15 protein-coding genes are annotated in these 14,537 nt (G+C 74.1%); 11 read left to right on the top strand and 4 right to left on the bottom strand.

What is annotated here, in order from left to right; translation table 11 throughout:
• The first annotated feature begins 238 nt into the window (after positions 1-238).
• From OO47_RS04115 to OO47_RS04085, 7 genes are all read left to right on the top strand, one after another.
• Positions 239-823 carry a TMEM165/GDT1 family protein gene (locus tag OO47_RS04115; RefSeq protein WP_030212456.1) on the top strand — a complete coding sequence of 195 codons (585 nt, stop codon included), beginning with the start codon at positions 239-241 and terminating at the stop codon, positions 821-823.
• Between the two features lie 110 nt (positions 824-933).
• Entirely contained in the window at positions 934-1,551 is a 618-nt protein-coding gene (locus OO47_RS04110) for a TetR/AcrR family transcriptional regulator (protein WP_030212455.1), read from the top strand.
• Entirely contained in the window at positions 1,535-3,184 is a 1,650-nt protein-coding gene (locus OO47_RS04105) for an acyl-CoA dehydrogenase family protein (RefSeq protein ID WP_030212454.1), read from the top strand. The genes OO47_RS04110 and OO47_RS04105 overlap by 17 nt, the downstream gene beginning before the upstream one ends.
• A gap of 201 nt (positions 3,185-3,385) precedes the next feature.
• Positions 3,386-3,919: a VOC family protein gene (locus OO47_RS04100; RefSeq protein ID WP_030212448.1), complete on the top strand. Its 534-nt coding sequence runs from the start codon at positions 3,386-3,388 to the stop codon at positions 3,917-3,919.
• A gap of 165 nt (positions 3,920-4,084) precedes the next feature.
• On the top strand, positions 4,085-5,431 hold the full coding sequence (locus tag OO47_RS04095) for a M20 metallopeptidase family protein (RefSeq protein WP_106969332.1): 1,347 nt from the start codon (positions 4,085-4,087) through the stop codon (positions 5,429-5,431).
• A 127-nt stretch (positions 5,432-5,558) separates the two neighbouring features.
• A complete protein-coding gene (locus OO47_RS04090; protein ID WP_199812268.1) occupies positions 5,559-5,876 on the top strand; it encodes a cupin domain-containing protein in 318 nt (105 codons plus the stop codon).
• 142 nt (positions 5,877-6,018) lie between these two features.
• Positions 6,019-7,629 carry an extracellular catalytic domain type 2 short-chain-length polyhydroxyalkanoate depolymerase gene (locus tag OO47_RS04085; protein WP_030212439.1) on the top strand — a complete coding sequence of 537 codons (1,611 nt, stop codon included), beginning with the start codon at positions 6,019-6,021 and terminating at the stop codon, positions 7,627-7,629.
• A 95-nt stretch (positions 7,630-7,724) separates the two neighbouring features.
• Here OO47_RS04085 and OO47_RS04080 read toward each other — a convergent pair whose 3' ends face one another.
• Positions 7,725-8,210, bottom strand: coding sequence for an SRPBCC family protein (locus OO47_RS04080; RefSeq protein WP_030212437.1), 486 nt, complete (start codon positions 8,208-8,210; stop codon positions 7,725-7,727).
• A gap of 191 nt (positions 8,211-8,401) precedes the next feature.
• Between OO47_RS04080 and OO47_RS04075 the strand changes: the two genes are divergently transcribed.
• The 4 genes from OO47_RS04075 (at position 8,402) to OO47_RS04055 (ending at position 12,062) form a co-directional block, all read left to right on the top strand.
• A complete protein-coding gene (locus tag OO47_RS04075; RefSeq protein ID WP_030212435.1) occupies positions 8,402-9,010 on the top strand; it encodes a PadR family transcriptional regulator in 609 nt (202 codons plus the stop codon).
• Positions 9,011-9,111: 101 nt separating this feature from the next.
• Positions 9,112-9,561, top strand: a complete 450-nt coding sequence (locus OO47_RS04070) for a peroxiredoxin (protein WP_030212433.1) — start codon at positions 9,112-9,114, stop codon at positions 9,559-9,561.
• A gap of 397 nt (positions 9,562-9,958) precedes the next feature.
• Positions 9,959-11,128 carry a globin domain-containing protein gene (locus OO47_RS04060; protein ID WP_030212431.1) on the top strand — a complete coding sequence of 390 codons (1,170 nt, stop codon included), beginning with the start codon at positions 9,959-9,961 and terminating at the stop codon, positions 11,126-11,128.
• A gap of 148 nt (positions 11,129-11,276) precedes the next feature.
• Positions 11,277-12,062 carry a rod shape-determining protein gene (locus OO47_RS04055; RefSeq protein ID WP_051715889.1) on the top strand — a complete coding sequence of 262 codons (786 nt, stop codon included), beginning with the start codon at positions 11,277-11,279 and terminating at the stop codon, positions 12,060-12,062.
• Between the two features lie 49 nt (positions 12,063-12,111).
• On the opposite strand, the gene OO47_RS04050 is transcribed toward OO47_RS04055, so the two are convergent.
• The 3 genes from OO47_RS04050 to OO47_RS04040 all read right to left on the bottom strand — a co-directional run bounded on the left by OO47_RS04050 (position 12,112) and on the right by OO47_RS04040 (position 14,473).
• Complete coding sequence (locus OO47_RS04050) at positions 12,112-12,483, bottom strand: peptidase inhibitor family I36 protein (RefSeq protein WP_030212425.1); 372 nt, start codon at positions 12,481-12,483, stop codon at positions 12,112-12,114.
• The gene (locus OO47_RS04045; protein WP_051715886.1) at positions 12,480-13,202 is read right to left on the bottom strand and encodes a hypothetical protein; all 723 of its coding nucleotides are present in this window, start codon (positions 13,200-13,202) and stop codon (positions 12,480-12,482) included. The genes OO47_RS04050 and OO47_RS04045 overlap by 4 nt, the downstream gene beginning before the upstream one ends.
• 485 nt (positions 13,203-13,687) lie before the next feature.
• Positions 13,688-14,473: a polysaccharide deacetylase family protein gene (locus tag OO47_RS04040; RefSeq protein WP_030212420.1), complete on the bottom strand. Its 786-nt coding sequence runs from the start codon at positions 14,471-14,473 to the stop codon at positions 13,688-13,690.
• Positions 14,474-14,537: the final 64 nt, after the last annotated feature.

Below are 14,537 nucleotides of genomic sequence, written 5' to 3'. Positions count from 1 at the left end.
ACACTGGACGGCAGCGAAGGGGAGTAGCCCTGCGAACCGGTCGTCGACACACTGGAACCCCCGGGTTCCCGGTGACCGGGTCCGCGCACGACGCGGACGGGCGAGACCTTCGGCCAGGCATCAACCGCGTCCGCGCATCCGTGGGCGCGGTCCGTCATGCCGGGCCGAGTGGTCCTCCCGTCGCCCACCGAGGTGCCGTGCGGGGCCCGGAGGCCCGGACCGAGCAGAGAGCACCGGTATGCACCTCGACCCCTTGGCGATCCTCACCGCCTTCGGGCTGATCTTCCTCGCCGAGCTTCCCGACAAGACGATGTTCGCGTCCCTCGCCATGGGCACGCGCATGCGTCCCCTGTACGTGTGGATCGGCACCTCCACCGCCTTCCTGGCGCACGTCGCCATCGCGGTGGGCGCCGGCAGCCTGCTCGGGCTGCTCCCGGGCTGGACCGTCAAACTCGTCTCGGCGCTCCTGTTCGGCTTCGGCGCCTTCGTGCTGCTGCGCGGCGGGGGCGACGAGGAGGACGACGACACGGGCGGCCGGACGGTCACCGGCTTCTGGCCCGTCTTCTCGACCGCCTTCACGGCCGTCTTCATCAGCGAGTGGGGCGACCTGACCCAGATCACCACCGCCAACCTGGCCGCCACCAACGGCACCTGGTCCACGGCGATCGGTTCGTTCGCCGCCCTGACGAGCGTCTCCGCCCTCGCCCTGGTCGCGGGCCGCTTCATCGCGAAGCGCGTCCCCCTCAAGACCGTCCAGCGCATCGGCGGCGTGTGCATGGCGGGCCTCGCCGTCTGGTCCCTGACCGAGGTCTTCACGGGCTGACGCCGCCTCCGACGCCCTTACCCCGCCGCCCCGGCCAGGACTGCGGGGCGATTCGTCCCCCTCCCGTTCGGGCCCTTGATGAAGCAGTGAATCACTGCTTCACTCCTTCCATGCCCTACCGACGCACCCCCGCCGTCCAGGCCCGGCTCGACGCGCAGCGTGCCTCCGTCGTCGAGGCGGCCCTCGGGCTGCTCGCCGAGCAGGGGTACGCGGGGTGCACCGTGGCGGCCGTCGCCGCCCGGGCCGGGATCGCCACGGGCAGCGTGTACCGCCACTTCGACGGCAAGTCCGAACTCGCCGTCGAGCTCTTCCGGACCGTGGTGGGCCGGGAGGTCGCGGCCGTCTCCGAGGCGGCCGGGCACCCCGGGCACCGTACGGCCGCCGAGCGGGTGGTCGCCGTCGTCGAGACCTTCGCCCTGCGCGCCCTGAAGTCGCCGCGCCTCGCCTACGCGCTGCTCGCCGAGCCCGTCGACCCGGCTGTGGACGCGGAACGGCTCGTCTTCCGGCGCGCGTTCCGGGACGTCTTCGCCGCCCGCGTCGAGGAGGGCGTCCGCTCGGGCGAACTGCCTCCCCAGGACCCCGTCCTGACGGCCTCGGCGCTGGTCGGGGCGGGCGCCGAGGCGCTCGTCGGCCCGCTGGCGGAGAGGTCCGTCGGGCCCGGCACCGTACCCGCACTCGTCACCTTCACCCTGCGAGCACTGGGAGTCCCCGATGCCGACCACGCATGAGGTCACCAACCAGGTCCCCCCGCCGACCGGCCACGACGTCTCCGCCGACCCCGCCCTCCTGGAGGCGCTGCGCCGGGAGGGCGCCGGCTGGGCCGAGGCGGAGGTCCGCGAGCTGGGGACGCGGGCGGGTGGCGCCGAGGCCCAGGAGTGGGGGCGGCTCGCCGAGCGCCACTCCCCCGTCCTGCACACCCACGACCGGTACGGCCACCGCGTCGACGAGGTCGAGTTCCACCCGTACTGGCACTCCCTGATGGACGTGGCCGTGCGGCACGGACTGCACGGCGCGCCCTGGGCCGACGGGCGGCTCGGCGCCCACGTGGCGCGCGCGGCCAAGGTGTTCGTGTGGGGGCAGGCCGACGCCGGTCATCTGTGCCCGGTCTCGATGACGTACGCCGCCGTGCCCGCGCTGCGCGTCCAGCCGGAACTCGCCGAGGTGTACGAGCCGCTGCTCACCTCCCCGTCGTACGAGTTCGGGCTGCGGGTGCCGACGGAGAAGCGCGGGATCATCGCCGGGATGTCGATGACCGAGAAGCAGGGCGGTTCGGACGTCCGGGCGAACACGACCCGGGCGGTTCCGGCGGGCGAGCCAGGTCTGTACGCGCTGACCGGCCACAAGTGGTTCACCTCGGCCCCCATGTCCGACGTCTTCCTCACCCTCGCGCAGGCGCCCGGCGGGCTCTCCTGCTTCCTGGTGCCGCGCGTCCTGCCGGACGGCACCCGCAACGCGATCCGCCTCCAGCGCCTCAAGGACAAGCTGGGCAACCGGTCCAACGCCTCCTCCGAGATCGAGTACGAGGGCGCCCTCGGCCGACTGGTCGGCGAGGAGGGGCGCGGGGTGGCGACCATCATCCGGATGGTCAACATGACGCGGCTCGACTGCGCGGTCAGCTCGGCGTCCGGGATGCGCCTCGGGCTCGTGCAGGCGGTCCACCACGCCACGCACCGCCGGGCGTTCGGGGCGCGGCTCGTCGACCAGCCGCTGATGCGGAACGTCCTGGCCGACCTGGCGGTGGAGGCGGAGGCGGCCACGCTGGCGGCGCTGCGGCTCGCCGGGGCGGTGGACCGGGCGGCGCGCGGCGACGCGGAGGAGGAGCAGCTGCGGCGGCTCGGGCTCGCGGTCACCAAGTACTGGGTGTGCAAGCGGGCGCCCGCGCACGCGGCGGAGGCCCTGGAGTGCCTGGGCGGCAACGGCTACGTGGAGGACTCGGGTCTGCCGAGGCTCTACCGGGAGTCGCCGCTGCCCTCGATCTGGGAGGGGTCGGGGAACGTGGCCGCGCTCGACGTGCTGCGGGCGATGGCCCGTCAGCCGCAGGCGGTGGAGGCGTTCTTCGTGGAGGTCGACCGGGGCGCGGGTGCCGACCGGCGCCTGGACGCGGCGGTCGCCGGGCTCCGCAAGGAACTGGCGGGGCTCGGGGATCCCGACGCGATGGCGTACGGGGCGCGGCGGCTCGTGGAGCGGCTCGCGCTCGTGTTCCAGGGCTCCCTGCTGGTCCGGCACGGGAACCCGGCGGTGGCGGACGCGTTCTGCGCCTCGCGGCTCGACGGCGACCGGGGCCTGGCCTTCGGCACGCTCCCGGCGGGCCTGGACACGGCATCGATCATCGAGCGGAGCGGGCCGGACGCGGCGGTCTGAGGAGACGGCGGCGGGGCGCCTCGTACGGCGGGCTCTCCCCTACGGCGGGGCGCCTCGTACGGCGGAGCTCTCCCGTACGGCGGGGCTACCCAGTACGGCGAGACTCCCCCGCACCTTCAAGGCGGACAGAATCTGTCCTAATTCGCGCCTACTGTCGCCGGAGCGCCCCACCCCGGGGCGTACCGACGGAAGGACCCTGAGATGGACGAGCAGACCGGCGCGGCGCCGAAGGGCTACACCAGCGTGGCGCCCTGGGTCGTCACCGACGACACCGGAGCCTTCCTCGACTTCGTCGCCGAGGTGTTCGGAGGCGAGGAGCTGGCGCGCGTGCCCACCGAGGACGGCTCGATCGGCCACGGCGAGATCCGGATCGGGGACACCGTCGTCCTGGCCTTCGACCGGCGCCCGGACTGGCCCGTCCTGCCCGCCCTGCTGCGCGTGTTCGTCGCCGACGCGGACGCCGTGTTCGCCCGGGCCGTCGCGGCGGGCGGCCGCGTCGTCACGCCCCTGTCCGACAGCGCCTTCGGGCAGCGGGGCGGGCGCGTCCGGGACCCCTTCGGCACCATCTGGTGGGTGACGAGCCACGTCGAGGACGTCTCCGAGGAGGAGATCTGGAAGCGGCTTCAGGAGCCGGTGTACGCGGAGGGCATGCGGGTGGCGCAGGCGACGCTCGACGCCGAGCTGAGCGGCCGGGAGCGGGGGCGCAGCAGCGCCCCGGTCGGACCGGCCGCCTGACCCCCGCACGCGCCCGGCGGGCCGGGGTCCTGCCGTGCCTCCCCGGCCTCCCGGTGGCAGGCTGAGGGGGCGCGTTCCCCGGGGCGTGTTCTTCCCGGAGGGGCGTGCCCCGTGGCACGCCCCTCCGGGTCACGGCGTTCGCCTGAGCGAGAGGGAGGAGTCCCGTTGGACGGCGAGGCGATGCACGGCGAGCTGGACGCGCGGGCGGCCGGGACGGCGGAACGGGTGGTGGCCTGGCGGCACCATCTGCACCGGCACCCGGAGCTGTCCAACCGGGAGGTGAACACGGCCCGCCTGGTGGCGGACCACCTGCGCGCCCTCGGCCTCGACGAGGTCCGTACGGGCATCGCGGGCCACGGGGTCGTGGGGGTCCTGCGCGGCGGGGCGGCGGGCGAACGGGTCGTGGCGCTGCGGGCGGACACGGACGCGCTGCCGGTGCGGGACCTGTGCGGGGCGGACTTCGCCTCCGAGGTGGTGGACGCCGACTACCCGGGCGGCCCGTTCCCGGTGTCGCACGCCTGCGGCCACGACTGCCACACGGCGATGCTGCTCGGCGCGGCAACGGTCCTCTCCGGGGTCCGCGACCGGCTGCCGGGGACCGTCCTGTTCGTCTTCCAGCCCGCCGAGGAGGGCCCGCCGGTGACCGAGGAGGGCGGTGCGCGGGCGATGGTCGAGGCGGGCGCCTTCGCCGATCCGGTGCCGACCATGGTCTTCGGCATGCACGTGACGCCGTACCCGAAGGGGTACGTGGGGTACCGGACCGGCAACCAGTACGGCGCGTCCGTGCTCGTCCGGATCGTCGTCACCGGCCGGCAGACGCACGGCTCCACGCCCTGGCAGGGCGTGGACCCGATGCCGGCGGCCGGCGCGATCCTGACGGGCATCGGGCAGCTGTACCGGCAGGTCTCGGCCTTCGACCCGGTCACGGTGTCCATCGGGCACGTGGAGGACGTCGGCCGCTTCAACATCGTCGGGGAGACGGTGACGCTGTGGGGCACGGTCCGCACCGCCGTCGAGTCGGACATGGCGGAGGTGCGGCGGCGGCTCACGGCGCTCGTGGAGCACTCGGCGGCGGCGTACGGGGCGGCGGCCACGGCGGAGTACCTCCAGCCCGTGCCGCCCGTGCACAACAGCGGGCCGTGGGTGGCGGCCGGGCTTCCGACCTTCCGCCGAGTGGCGGGCGAGGGGCGCGTGGTGGAGACGGGCGGGACGCTCGGGTACGACGACGTCTCCGAGTTCGTACGGCGGTTCGGCGGCCTGTACGTGACGCTCGGCGTCCAGGACGCGGCCCTGGACGCGTCGGGCCGGCCGGTCCCCGTGGAGGGCGGGCGCGGTCTGGTGACCAACCACAACCCCGGCTTCTACGCCGACGACTCCGCCCTCGTCACCGGTGTCCGGCTGCACGCGCACGTGGCGTACGACCATCTGAGGGGCTCCCTCGTCGTCCCGGAGGAGACTCCCGACGCGGGCGATCGACTCCCGGCGCGGCGACCGCCGTCGCGAAGGCCCTGAGCGGGGCGGAGCCGGTGGACCCGTCCCGGTGGTGGTGCGGGCGCGGTCGGCGGTCCCGACTTGCGTCTCCGTCGCCAGGCGGGAGGCTGGGGGGTATCCACCCGCGCACCCCGCAGGGAGAGACATGATCCTGGACCTCACCGCCCTCGCCGACGAGCACCTGGCCGCGGCCCGCACCGCGCCGCACGGGCGGAGCGCCCATCTGGTGATGCACGACGGGGTGCTCCGGCAGACCGTCATCGCCCTGACGGCGGGCACGTCCCTGGACGAGCACAACGCGCCACCCGCCGCGAGCCTCCAGGTGCTGCGGGGCCGGGTGGACCTCACGGCGGCCGACCGGGCGGAGGAGCTGCGGGCGGGCACGCTCCGCATGATCCCCAAGGAGCGGCACGGCCTGACCGCCCTGGAGGACGCGGTGGTCCTCCTGACCGCCGTGAACGACTGACGTTCCCTCGGCACCGGGTAGGTGACGGGCCGCCACATCGGGCGGGCCGGATTGTGGCGTCCTCACCCATGGAGGACGGCTCCGGGGAGGCCGTAGCGTCCCGGCCGATCCCCCGTCAGGAACGAGCCGCCCGGGAGCCTCCATGCGTTCACCCCGTCCCGCCCGCTTGCGCGGGCCACGCCGTCTCGCGGCACTGCTGCTGTGCGCCGCCGCGACCCTCTTCCCGACCGCGAGCCCCGCCGGGGCCGCCGCTCCCCCGCCCGTGCCCGGCACGCTCCAGGGGTACGACATCGGTTCCGTGTTCAGCGCGGGCGTCTCGTCCGGCGGGTACATGGCCACGCAGCTGCACGTGGCGTACTCGGGGACGTTCGAGGGCTCGGCGGTCTTCGCCTCGGGGCCGTACGACTGCGCGCGGGGCCAGCTCGCCACGGCGCTCAACGCCTGTATGGACACCGTCCAGAACCTCCAGCTCACCGCCCTGGAGCAGGCCACCCGCGACCGGTCCGCGCAGGGGCAGATCGATCCGGTGGAGAACCTGGCGGGTGACCCGGTGTACGCCTTCAGCGGGTCGGCGGACACCACGGTGAAGCGGCCGGTGGTGGACGCGCTCTCCGACTACTACGGGCGGTTCGGCGCCCGGGTCCGTCACGACCGGTCCACGGCGGCGGGCCACGCCTGGATCACCCCGCTGGGGCCCAACTCCTGCGGGGTGACGCAGACCCCGTTCCTGAACAAGTGCGGCGTCGACGCGGAGGGGGCGCTGCTCGGGCACCTCTTCGGGTCGGTCGCGGCGCCCGGGTCGGGGACGGGCGGCTCGCTGATCCGCTTCGACCAGAACGCGTACGCGCCCGGCGGTTCGGCCTCGGCGATCTCGATGGGCGCGGAGGGCTTCGCGTACGTGCCGCGGTCCTGCTCGGACGGGGCGCGCTGCCGGCTGCTCGTGGCGCTGCACGGGTGCAAGCAGGGGTACGCGTACCAGGGCTTCGGGACCCGGTTCGTGGAGGGCGCGTACCTCAACGAGTACGCCGACACCAACGACATGATCGTGCTGTACCCGCAGGCGGCGGCCACGGGGACGCTGGAGAACCCGAACGGCTGCTGGAACTGGTGGGGTTACCTCGGTGACACGGCCTACGCCCGGCACGGCGGGAAGCAGATCGAGGCGATCATGGGGATGGTGCGGGCGCTGCGCGGCACCGGGACTCCGCCGCCCTCGTCCGACCGGACGGTTCTGGCCAGCACGGACGCCGAGGACGGCTACGTGAAGGCGGGGGCGGACGGTTCGGGGGCGGCGGTCGGCACCCTGGAGGACGTGTCCGGGCTGGCGCTGGGCCGGGGGACGGACGGGAAGGTGAACCGTACGGTGGTCTCGTTCGACACCTCGCGGATCCCGGCCGGCAAGGAGATCGCCCGGGCCTGGCTGACCGTCGCGCGGTCGAGCGGCTCGGGCGACCCCTGGGCCTCGCCCGCCGGGAACCGGCTCCTGGTGGACGTGCGGACGGGCTGCTTCGGCGGGTGCGCGGTCGAGCCGGCGGACTGGTCGGCGCCGGCCTCGGTGGCGGGCGGCGCGCGGATCGACGCGTTCCCGTCCGGGAGCGCGGTGTCGGCGGACCTGTCGGCGGAGGCGGTCGCGGCCCTGAACCGGGGCGGGACCACCCAGTTCCGTCTGGGCTTCGCGTCGGCGCCGGCCGGTACGGCGTACCTCTTCGTGAACCGGGACACGCCGGTGACTCTGACGGTCGAGTACAGGTAGAGGGTTCGTCGGCGTCCGCCCGCCCGACCGCCCTTTCGTCTCCGTCCGTCCGTCCGTTCGGGAGGGCTGATGTGTCCGGTTCCGCGCCGGACGGGTCAGCGGGGCGGTTCCGGAAGCTCCTCCCCGGTCTCCAGGAGGGACTTGAGACTGGAGATCAGCGCGGGCCAGCCCTCGGCGATCTGCTCCTTGATGGAACCGTCGGGGGCCAGGCCGCCGTGGCTGACCGTCAGCCTGACCGTGTCGCCCGACGGCTCGATCGCGAAGGCCACCCGGGAACGGGGCTCCGCGGCGAGGCGTTCGTACGCGTCGTGACCGAGGCCGACGGCCTCCGCCCACTCCAGGGTGAAGGTGTGCCAGGTGTACGAGAGGAGGCGGCAGGGCTCGGATGCGAGGACCACCTGCTCGGGGTCGGCGGTCCTGCGGCCGCCCTCCTCCCAGACCACGGGTGCGCCGGGCGTCCAGTCCGTCTCGAAGGCCACGCCCCAGTAGCGGCGGGTGAGCTCGGGATCGGTGAGCGCCTTCCAGAGCGCGTCGGGGGTGGTCCGGATGTAGGTGGTGTAGACGAACGTGTCGCTGCCCATCGCGCTGCCCTCGGATCTGCTCCCCCGCGGCTTCCCCTCCCCTCCCCTCCAGCCTAGGCGGGTGCCGGACGTACGTGCCAGTGAGGGACGCCGGGGGCGCCACGGGCGGGTGACCCCCGGCCGGTCCGATGATCCTTCTTCCGTTGAATAGGTGCGGAAGAAACTAATCAACGGGCTGCTAGCGTGGCCGAATGTCCCTCAAGCACGCCGTCCTCGCCACTCTCCTGGAGGGCGAGGCCTCCGGATACGACCTGGCCAAGATCTTCGACGTGTCCGTCGCCAACTTCTGGGCCGCCACTCCCCAGCAGCTCTACCGCGAGCTCGACCGGCTGGCGGAGGCCGGTCTGATCACGGCCCGGGTGGTGGAGCAGGAACGGCGCCCCAACAAGCGGATGTTCAGCCTCACCGAGGCGGGCAGGCGGGATCTGGCCGCGTACACGTCGACGCCCCCGCGGCCGAGCGCCATCCGGGACGAGCTGCTGGTCCAGGTGCAGGCCTGTGACGGCGGGGACACCGCGGCCGTCCGCGCGTTCGTGGCCCGGCGGATGGAGACGGCCCGGACGAAGCTCGCCCGTTACGAACGGTTGCGGGAGCGGATGCTCGCCGGTCGGGACGAGGATGCCTACCTGGCGGAGGCGGAGCGCGTCGGGCCGTATCTCACGCTGATGCGCGGCCGGTTCCTGGAGGAGGAGAACCTGCGCTGGGGCGCCCGCGTCCTCGCCGTGTTCGACCGCCGCGCCGCCGCGGAAGCCCCGGAGGGAACGGGGAGTGCCTCGGCCGGGGCGGCGCGGGGAGCATGACGGGCCCCGAGGGGTGACCGGCGCCCTACTCTGCGGTAACGTCACCGGCCGGCCGCCGGAGGCTCCGGCGGCGCATCGGGACGGATCGGGGACGGACCTCCATGAACGTCGGTGACCTCGTCGAGGACTTCAGCCTTCCGGACGAGACGGGTGCCTCGCGCTCCCTGACCGGACTCCTGGCCGAGGGGCCGGTCGTCCTCTTCTTCTATCCGGCGGCACTCACCCCGGGCTGCACCGCCGAGGCCTGCCACTTCCGCGACCTCGCGGCCGAGTTCCGCGCCGTCGGCGCGCTGCCCGTGGGGATCAGCTCCGACGGGGTGGAGCGGCAGCAGGAGTTCGCCGAGCGGCACTCCCTCGGCTATCCCCTGCTGTCCGACGCGGACGGTGCCGTGCGGGAGCGGTTCGGCGTCAAGCGCGGGTTCTCGCTCGCGCCGACGAAGCGGGTCACGTTCGTGATCGGCCAGGACCGGCGGGTCCGGGAGGTCGTGCGCAGCGAGCTGCGGATGAACGCGCACGCGGACCGCGCGCTGGCCGCCCTGCGCGGCGCATGAGACGCGCGTGGACCGCGCCTCCGTCCGGACCGCCGGGGCGGGCGGACCGCCACGACGTACGAGCGGGCGGCGACCGGGTGAGATTCGCGCCAAGGCCGGCTGTCTGATCTTCTGCATCCTGCCCCCTGCCTCGGAGTGCCGGCCTACGTCATCGTCCGCGGCAAGGGCACGAGTCAGCGTGCCATCAAGCAGGCGAAGGACAGCGAGGCCGCGTTCCAGGACTACATCCGCAAGGCCGCCGGGGCTCAGGGCGCCGAGGCTCGGGCCGCCGGGACTCAGGGCGCCAGGACTCAGAGCGGCGGGACTCAGGGCGGCGGGGCGAGCGCCACGGACGAGCCGGCCCGGCTCGCGGAGCTGAAGGACAGGGGTAGATCATCTACCAGATGAGGAGTCCTCCATGCTGTCCGAGCAGGCCGTCCCGGTCGTCCGCGCCACCCTGCCCGCCGTCGGCGGTGCCCTGGACCGGATCACGGAGCGTTTCTATGGGCGTCTCTTCGCCGCCCACCTCGAACTCCTGCGCGACCTGTTCAACCGGGGCAACCAGGCCAACGGTGAGCAGCGGCAGGCGCTCGCGGGCTCCACAGCCGCCTTCGCCACGGCCCTCCTGGAGCACCCGGACCGGCGTCCGGACGCGATGCTGGCGCGGATCGCGCACAAGCACGCCTCGCTCGGCGTGACCTCCGAGCAGTACAAGGTCGTGCACGAGCACCTCTTCGCCGCGATCGTGGAGGTCCTCGGCGAGGCGGTGACGCCCGAGGTGGCGCGCGCCTGGGACGAGGTGTACTGGCTGATGGCCAACGCGCTCATCGCCGTGGAGGCGCGCCTCCACCAGGAGGCCGGCGTCGCCGAGGGCCAGGTCTGGCGGTCGATGGAGATCGCCGAGCGGCGGGAGGAGACGGCCGACACGGTCTCGTTCGTCCTGCGCCCGGCGGACGGGGGCCCCGCGGTCGCGTTCCGGCCGGGACAGTACGCGAGCGTCCGGGTCGCCCTGCCCGACGGCGCCCGGCAGATCAGCCAGTACAGCCTCTCCTGCGCCCCCGGGCGCCCGCAGTGGCGGATCACGGTGAAGCGGGTCGACGGCGACCCGGCGGGCGAGGTCTCGTCCTGGCTGCACGCCCACGCCCGCGAGGGGGACGCGGTGGAGGTGTCGGCCCCGTTCGGCGACCTGGTCCTGCCCGAGGGCGACGGCCCCCTGCTGCTCGCCTCCGCCGGGATCGGCAGCACCCCGATGCCGGCGATGCTCGACCACCTCGCGGCCACCGGCTCGACCCGCCCCGGCGTGGTCGCGCACGCCGACCGCGCCCCCGCGTCCCCCGCGCACGCCGCCGAGCTGCGACACCTCGTGGACGCCCTGCCGCAGGGAACCCTGCACCTCTGGTACGAAGAGCCGGGCGACTCCGGTGCCCGGCCGGGCCGCGCGAACGTCAGCGTGCTCGACCTGCCGGCGGGCACGACCCCGTACCTCTGCGGGCCGCTGCCCTTCCTGCGCGCCGTGCGCGGCGACCTTCTCGGGCGGGGCGTCGCCGCGGCCGACATCCACTACGAGGTGTTCGGCCCCGATCTGTGACTGGGCGCCGACAGTTGAGCCGTTCCCCTCGGAATCCCTTCGATGTCCAAGCAGCGTGGCGCCTTTGCCACGGATACTGCATAGTGAGGTGCCGTATCGGCCTCGCATTTTGCGGGTCCGGGAGGAACGAACGGAAGCGACGGAGACGATGGGATCGTTCGGGTCAGCACGCGGTGGTCGGGGCACCGGGCGGCCGGTGCGCGGGATCGCCCTCGACATCGGCAGCTCCCGGACCCGCGCCTGGGCGCCGGGAGCGGGTGTCTTCGCGGACGTGCCGAGCGGTCCGGTGCTGCGCGGCCGGGTGACCGACGCCGATTCCCAGCTCCGGCTGCTGCGGCGGCTGACGGCCGCGGCCCCGGGCGGCGAGGGGCACGACACCGTCGTGATGCTGACCCACCCGGTGCTCGCCGGTCGGGAGGAGCGGGAGGCGGTGAAGCGGGTGGTGGACGGTCTGGGCGCGGTACGGGTCTTCCCCGTGGACAGTGCCCGTGCCGCGGCGGCCTATGCCGCCCCGTCCGGCGAGGGCCCCCTGCTCGTGGTGGACCTCGGCGCGCAGCTGACCGAGGTCACGCTCGTCGTGGACGGCCTCGTCGTGGACGCCCGGCTCGCCGAGGTCGGTCTCGACGACCTCCCGGAGCCGGGGGACGCCCAGGACTCGGCGAGCGCCCCGGACCCGGTCGCCGGGACGGCCGCCGATCTGGTGAGCGACCTGTGGCGGCGCGACCGCACGGGTGCCGTGCGCGGAGCGCTGCGCCGGGGCGTCCTGGTGACGGGCGGCGGCGCCCTCCGGCTCGACGTGACCGGTCGGCTGGCCCACCTCCTGAGGGCCCGTCTCCGCCTGGCCAACGACCCGTCGACCAGCGTCGTCCGCGGCGCGGGCCTGATGCTCGCCTCCGCCCTGCGCCACCCGGCCGCCTCTCCCGCCCGCAAATGAGACCGGCCGGGTCCGGCACCGGCGGGCGGGGAGGCGGGGCGGGACCGGGTCAGCAGCCGGTCGCCCAGATGTGGGAGTCGCCGCGGTCGTTGGCGGCGCCGTTGTACCCGACCTCCTGGCCGGGGGCGAGACAGAGGGTCATGCCGCCGCCCTGCCAGGCGTTCTCGTAGACGCGGACGTGGTCCTTGATGCCGGGGCCGGAGATGCCGTGGTTGGCCCAGGAGGAGTCGGTGTCGGAGATCCAGCTCTCCCACCAGCCGTCGTCCCCGCTCCAGTTGGCGCGCTGGCCGCCGAAGCCGGCCTCCTGCCAGACGCAGAAGTTGCCGCTGGGGCATTCGGCGGCCCCGGCGGAGGGGGCGAGGGCGAGGCCGGTGGTGACGGCGAGCAGGGTCGCGGCGGCGGTGGCGAGGATGTGCTTCACGGGAGGGTGTGGCCTTTCTGCGGGTGGGGCGGTCGGGTGGGCGCGGGCAGTTCGGCCGCCCGCAGCAGCGCGCGGTCGCGCAGCTGCCGGTATGCGGTGAGTTCGTCGTGGTGCAGGGCGCGCACGGCGGCCAGCTCGGCGGACTCCAGTCGCGCGCGTACGGTGTCGAGTCCGGTCTCGCGGGCGCAACGGGCGGCGGCCGCCGGATCGGGGCGGTCGGGGCGGGGGCGGCCCGGCGGGGCCACGCACGCGGTCCAGCGGGCGAGGGCCGTGCGGTGGGCGGGGGCGGCGCGCATCCGGTGCTGGGCCTCGGCACGGAGGTTGTCGACGGTGACCTGGGCGCGGAACCAGCGCCGCTGATCGCCGTAGAGCCGGTGGCGGGCGGCGGCGAGGCAGCCGTCCGTGTGGGCGGTGACCGTGGCGCCCGTCGCGAGGGTGACGGAGAGTTCGCGGGGTCCTGCGCCGAAGAGCGCCGCACGGAAGGCGCGGTCCTCGTCGGGGGCGCGGGGCCTGGCCGTGGGGGCGGCGCCCCGGGCGCTCAGGCAGTCGGCGACGAGGCGGTGCTCGGCGGCCTTGAGGAGTGCGTCCCGGGCCGCCCCGGTGGTCGGGACGCCGGGCGCCGCGGGTGCTCCGGCTTCGACGGTGGCGCAGCCGGCGAGCAGGAGCGAGGCGGCCGCCGCGGCGAGGGCGTGGCGGGTGCGCGAGGCAGCGCGAAGCATGGGGTCCCCCTTCGATCGTCCCTGGTCGGAGAGCCGGCGGATGGTCGTCCCACCGGCTCGGGGTGATCGTTTCCCGGGAGTGCGGCCACCATTCCGCCCCTCACTCGAACGAGTCGAACGCGCCGGTGTGCGCGCCTCTCGCGCGCCGTGGGCTCGTGCGCCATGAGGGTGCCGCGAGCGGAGGAAGTACCGCGGACGGCGGGAGGGGGAAGCGGGACGGAACGACAAAGCCCCGGTTGGACGGGGGATTCCAACCGGGGCCGATCGCCGTGACGGGCGAAGGGCGGTCACCTCTCGGGGGGGAACCTCGGGGACCGGGCCCCTTCGCCGTCACATACATATGAACGGTAAACCTTTCCCGAATGTTCCGAGAGTTCCCGAGTGGGTGATGTGAGGCACCTCACCCTATTTCGACAGGCCCGGCAGACCCGGCGCGGTCGGCGCGGTCGGCGTGGTCGGCGTGGTCGGCGTGGTCGGCGGGACAGTCAGTCCTTCTCGGGGCGGTAGACGGTGCCGGGCTCCGCCTTCCCGGGAGCGAGGAGCTCCGGCACGGTCACGAAGGTGAAGCCCCGCCGCTTGAGTTCATCGATGATCGGAGGGACGGCCGGGACCGTGCCGTCGTAGATGTCATGGAGCAGGATGATCCCGTCGCCGTGCGCCTGGTCGAGGACGCGCTGCTCGATGAGGGCCGAGTCGTCGGTCGAGTAGTCCTTGGCCGTGATGCTCCACAGGATCTGGGCGAGTCCGAGTTCCTTGCTGACCTCGGACACGGTGTCGTCGGTACGGCCCTGCGGCGGGCGCATCAGGGTGGGCTTCCGGCCCGTGATCCGCTCGACGGCGTCCTGGGTGCGCTCCAGTTCCTCACGGACCTCGGCGGCGTCGAGGTCGGTCAGGATCCGGTGCGTCCAGGTGTGGTTGGCCACCTCGTGGCCCTCGTCGGCTATGCGCTTGACCACCTTCGGGTAGCGGTCGACGTGCTTGCTGCCGAGCAGGAAGAAGGTGGCCGGGACCTGCTTCTCCTTGAGGATGTCGAGGAGCTTCGGCGTGTCCTTGCCCGGTCCCGCGTCGAAGGTCAGCGCGATGCACTTGGCCTTGGCGCAGTCGACGCGGCGGCCCTCACCGCCCGGCTTGTCGTCTGATCCGGCCTCCTCCCGCGCCTCCTGTGGAGTGAGCGGATCGACGCCGCAGCCGCTCAGCGTCACCATCAGCGACGCGGCGGCCAGCAGGGCGACGGCGGTTCCCCCGCGTCGGCGCAGCCTGGATCGGAACATGGTGGAACCCGCTTTCCCCGGTGACGTTCGACAGGGTCGCGGCCGTCGCCTGGTCAGGGCGGGC

It is taken from the genome of Streptomyces bikiniensis, assembly GCF_000716625.1.
In the GTDB taxonomy this organism is placed as follows: domain Bacteria; phylum Actinomycetota; class Actinomycetes; order Streptomycetales; family Streptomycetaceae; genus Streptomyces; species Streptomyces bikiniensis.
Note: the sequence above shows the minus strand (reverse complement) of the source record. Positions and strands in the feature narration are given on the sequence as shown.

What these genes read in the sequence shown, in the direction of transcription:
- OO47_RS04085 (WP_030212439.1), top strand. Translation starts at nt 6,019, where the DNA reads ATGCGTTCACCCCGTCCCGCCCGCTTGCGCGGGCCACGCCGTCTCGCG.
- OO47_RS04060 (WP_030212431.1), top strand. Translation starts at nt 9,959, where the DNA reads ATGCTGTCCGAGCAGGCCGTCCCGGTCGTCCGCGCCACCCTGCCCGCC.
- OO47_RS04115 (WP_030212456.1), top strand. Translation starts at nt 239, where the DNA reads ATGCACCTCGACCCCTTGGCGATCCTCACCGCCTTCGGGCTGATCTTC.
- OO47_RS04105 (WP_030212454.1), top strand. Translation starts at nt 1,535, where the DNA reads ATGCCGACCACGCATGAGGTCACCAACCAGGTCCCCCCGCCGACCGGC.
- OO47_RS04080 (WP_030212437.1), bottom strand. Translation starts at nt 8,210, where the DNA reads ATGGGCAGCGACACGTTCGTCTACACCACCTACATCCGGACCACCCCC.
- OO47_RS04100 (WP_030212448.1), top strand. Translation starts at nt 3,386, where the DNA reads ATGGACGAGCAGACCGGCGCGGCGCCGAAGGGCTACACCAGCGTGGCG.
- OO47_RS04070 (WP_030212433.1), top strand. Translation starts at nt 9,112, where the DNA reads ATGAACGTCGGTGACCTCGTCGAGGACTTCAGCCTTCCGGACGAGACG.
- OO47_RS04075 (WP_030212435.1), top strand. Translation starts at nt 8,402, where the DNA reads ATGTCCCTCAAGCACGCCGTCCTCGCCACTCTCCTGGAGGGCGAGGCC.
- OO47_RS04055 (WP_051715889.1), top strand. Translation starts at nt 11,277, where the DNA reads ATGGGATCGTTCGGGTCAGCACGCGGTGGTCGGGGCACCGGGCGGCCG.
- OO47_RS04040 (WP_030212420.1), bottom strand. Translation starts at nt 14,473, where the DNA reads ATGTTCCGATCCAGGCTGCGCCGACGCGGGGGAACCGCCGTCGCCCTG.
- OO47_RS04110 (WP_030212455.1), top strand. Translation starts at nt 934, where the DNA reads ATGCCCTACCGACGCACCCCCGCCGTCCAGGCCCGGCTCGACGCGCAG.
- OO47_RS04045 (WP_051715886.1), bottom strand. Translation starts at nt 13,202, where the DNA reads ATGCTTCGCGCTGCCTCGCGCACCCGCCACGCCCTCGCCGCGGCGGCC.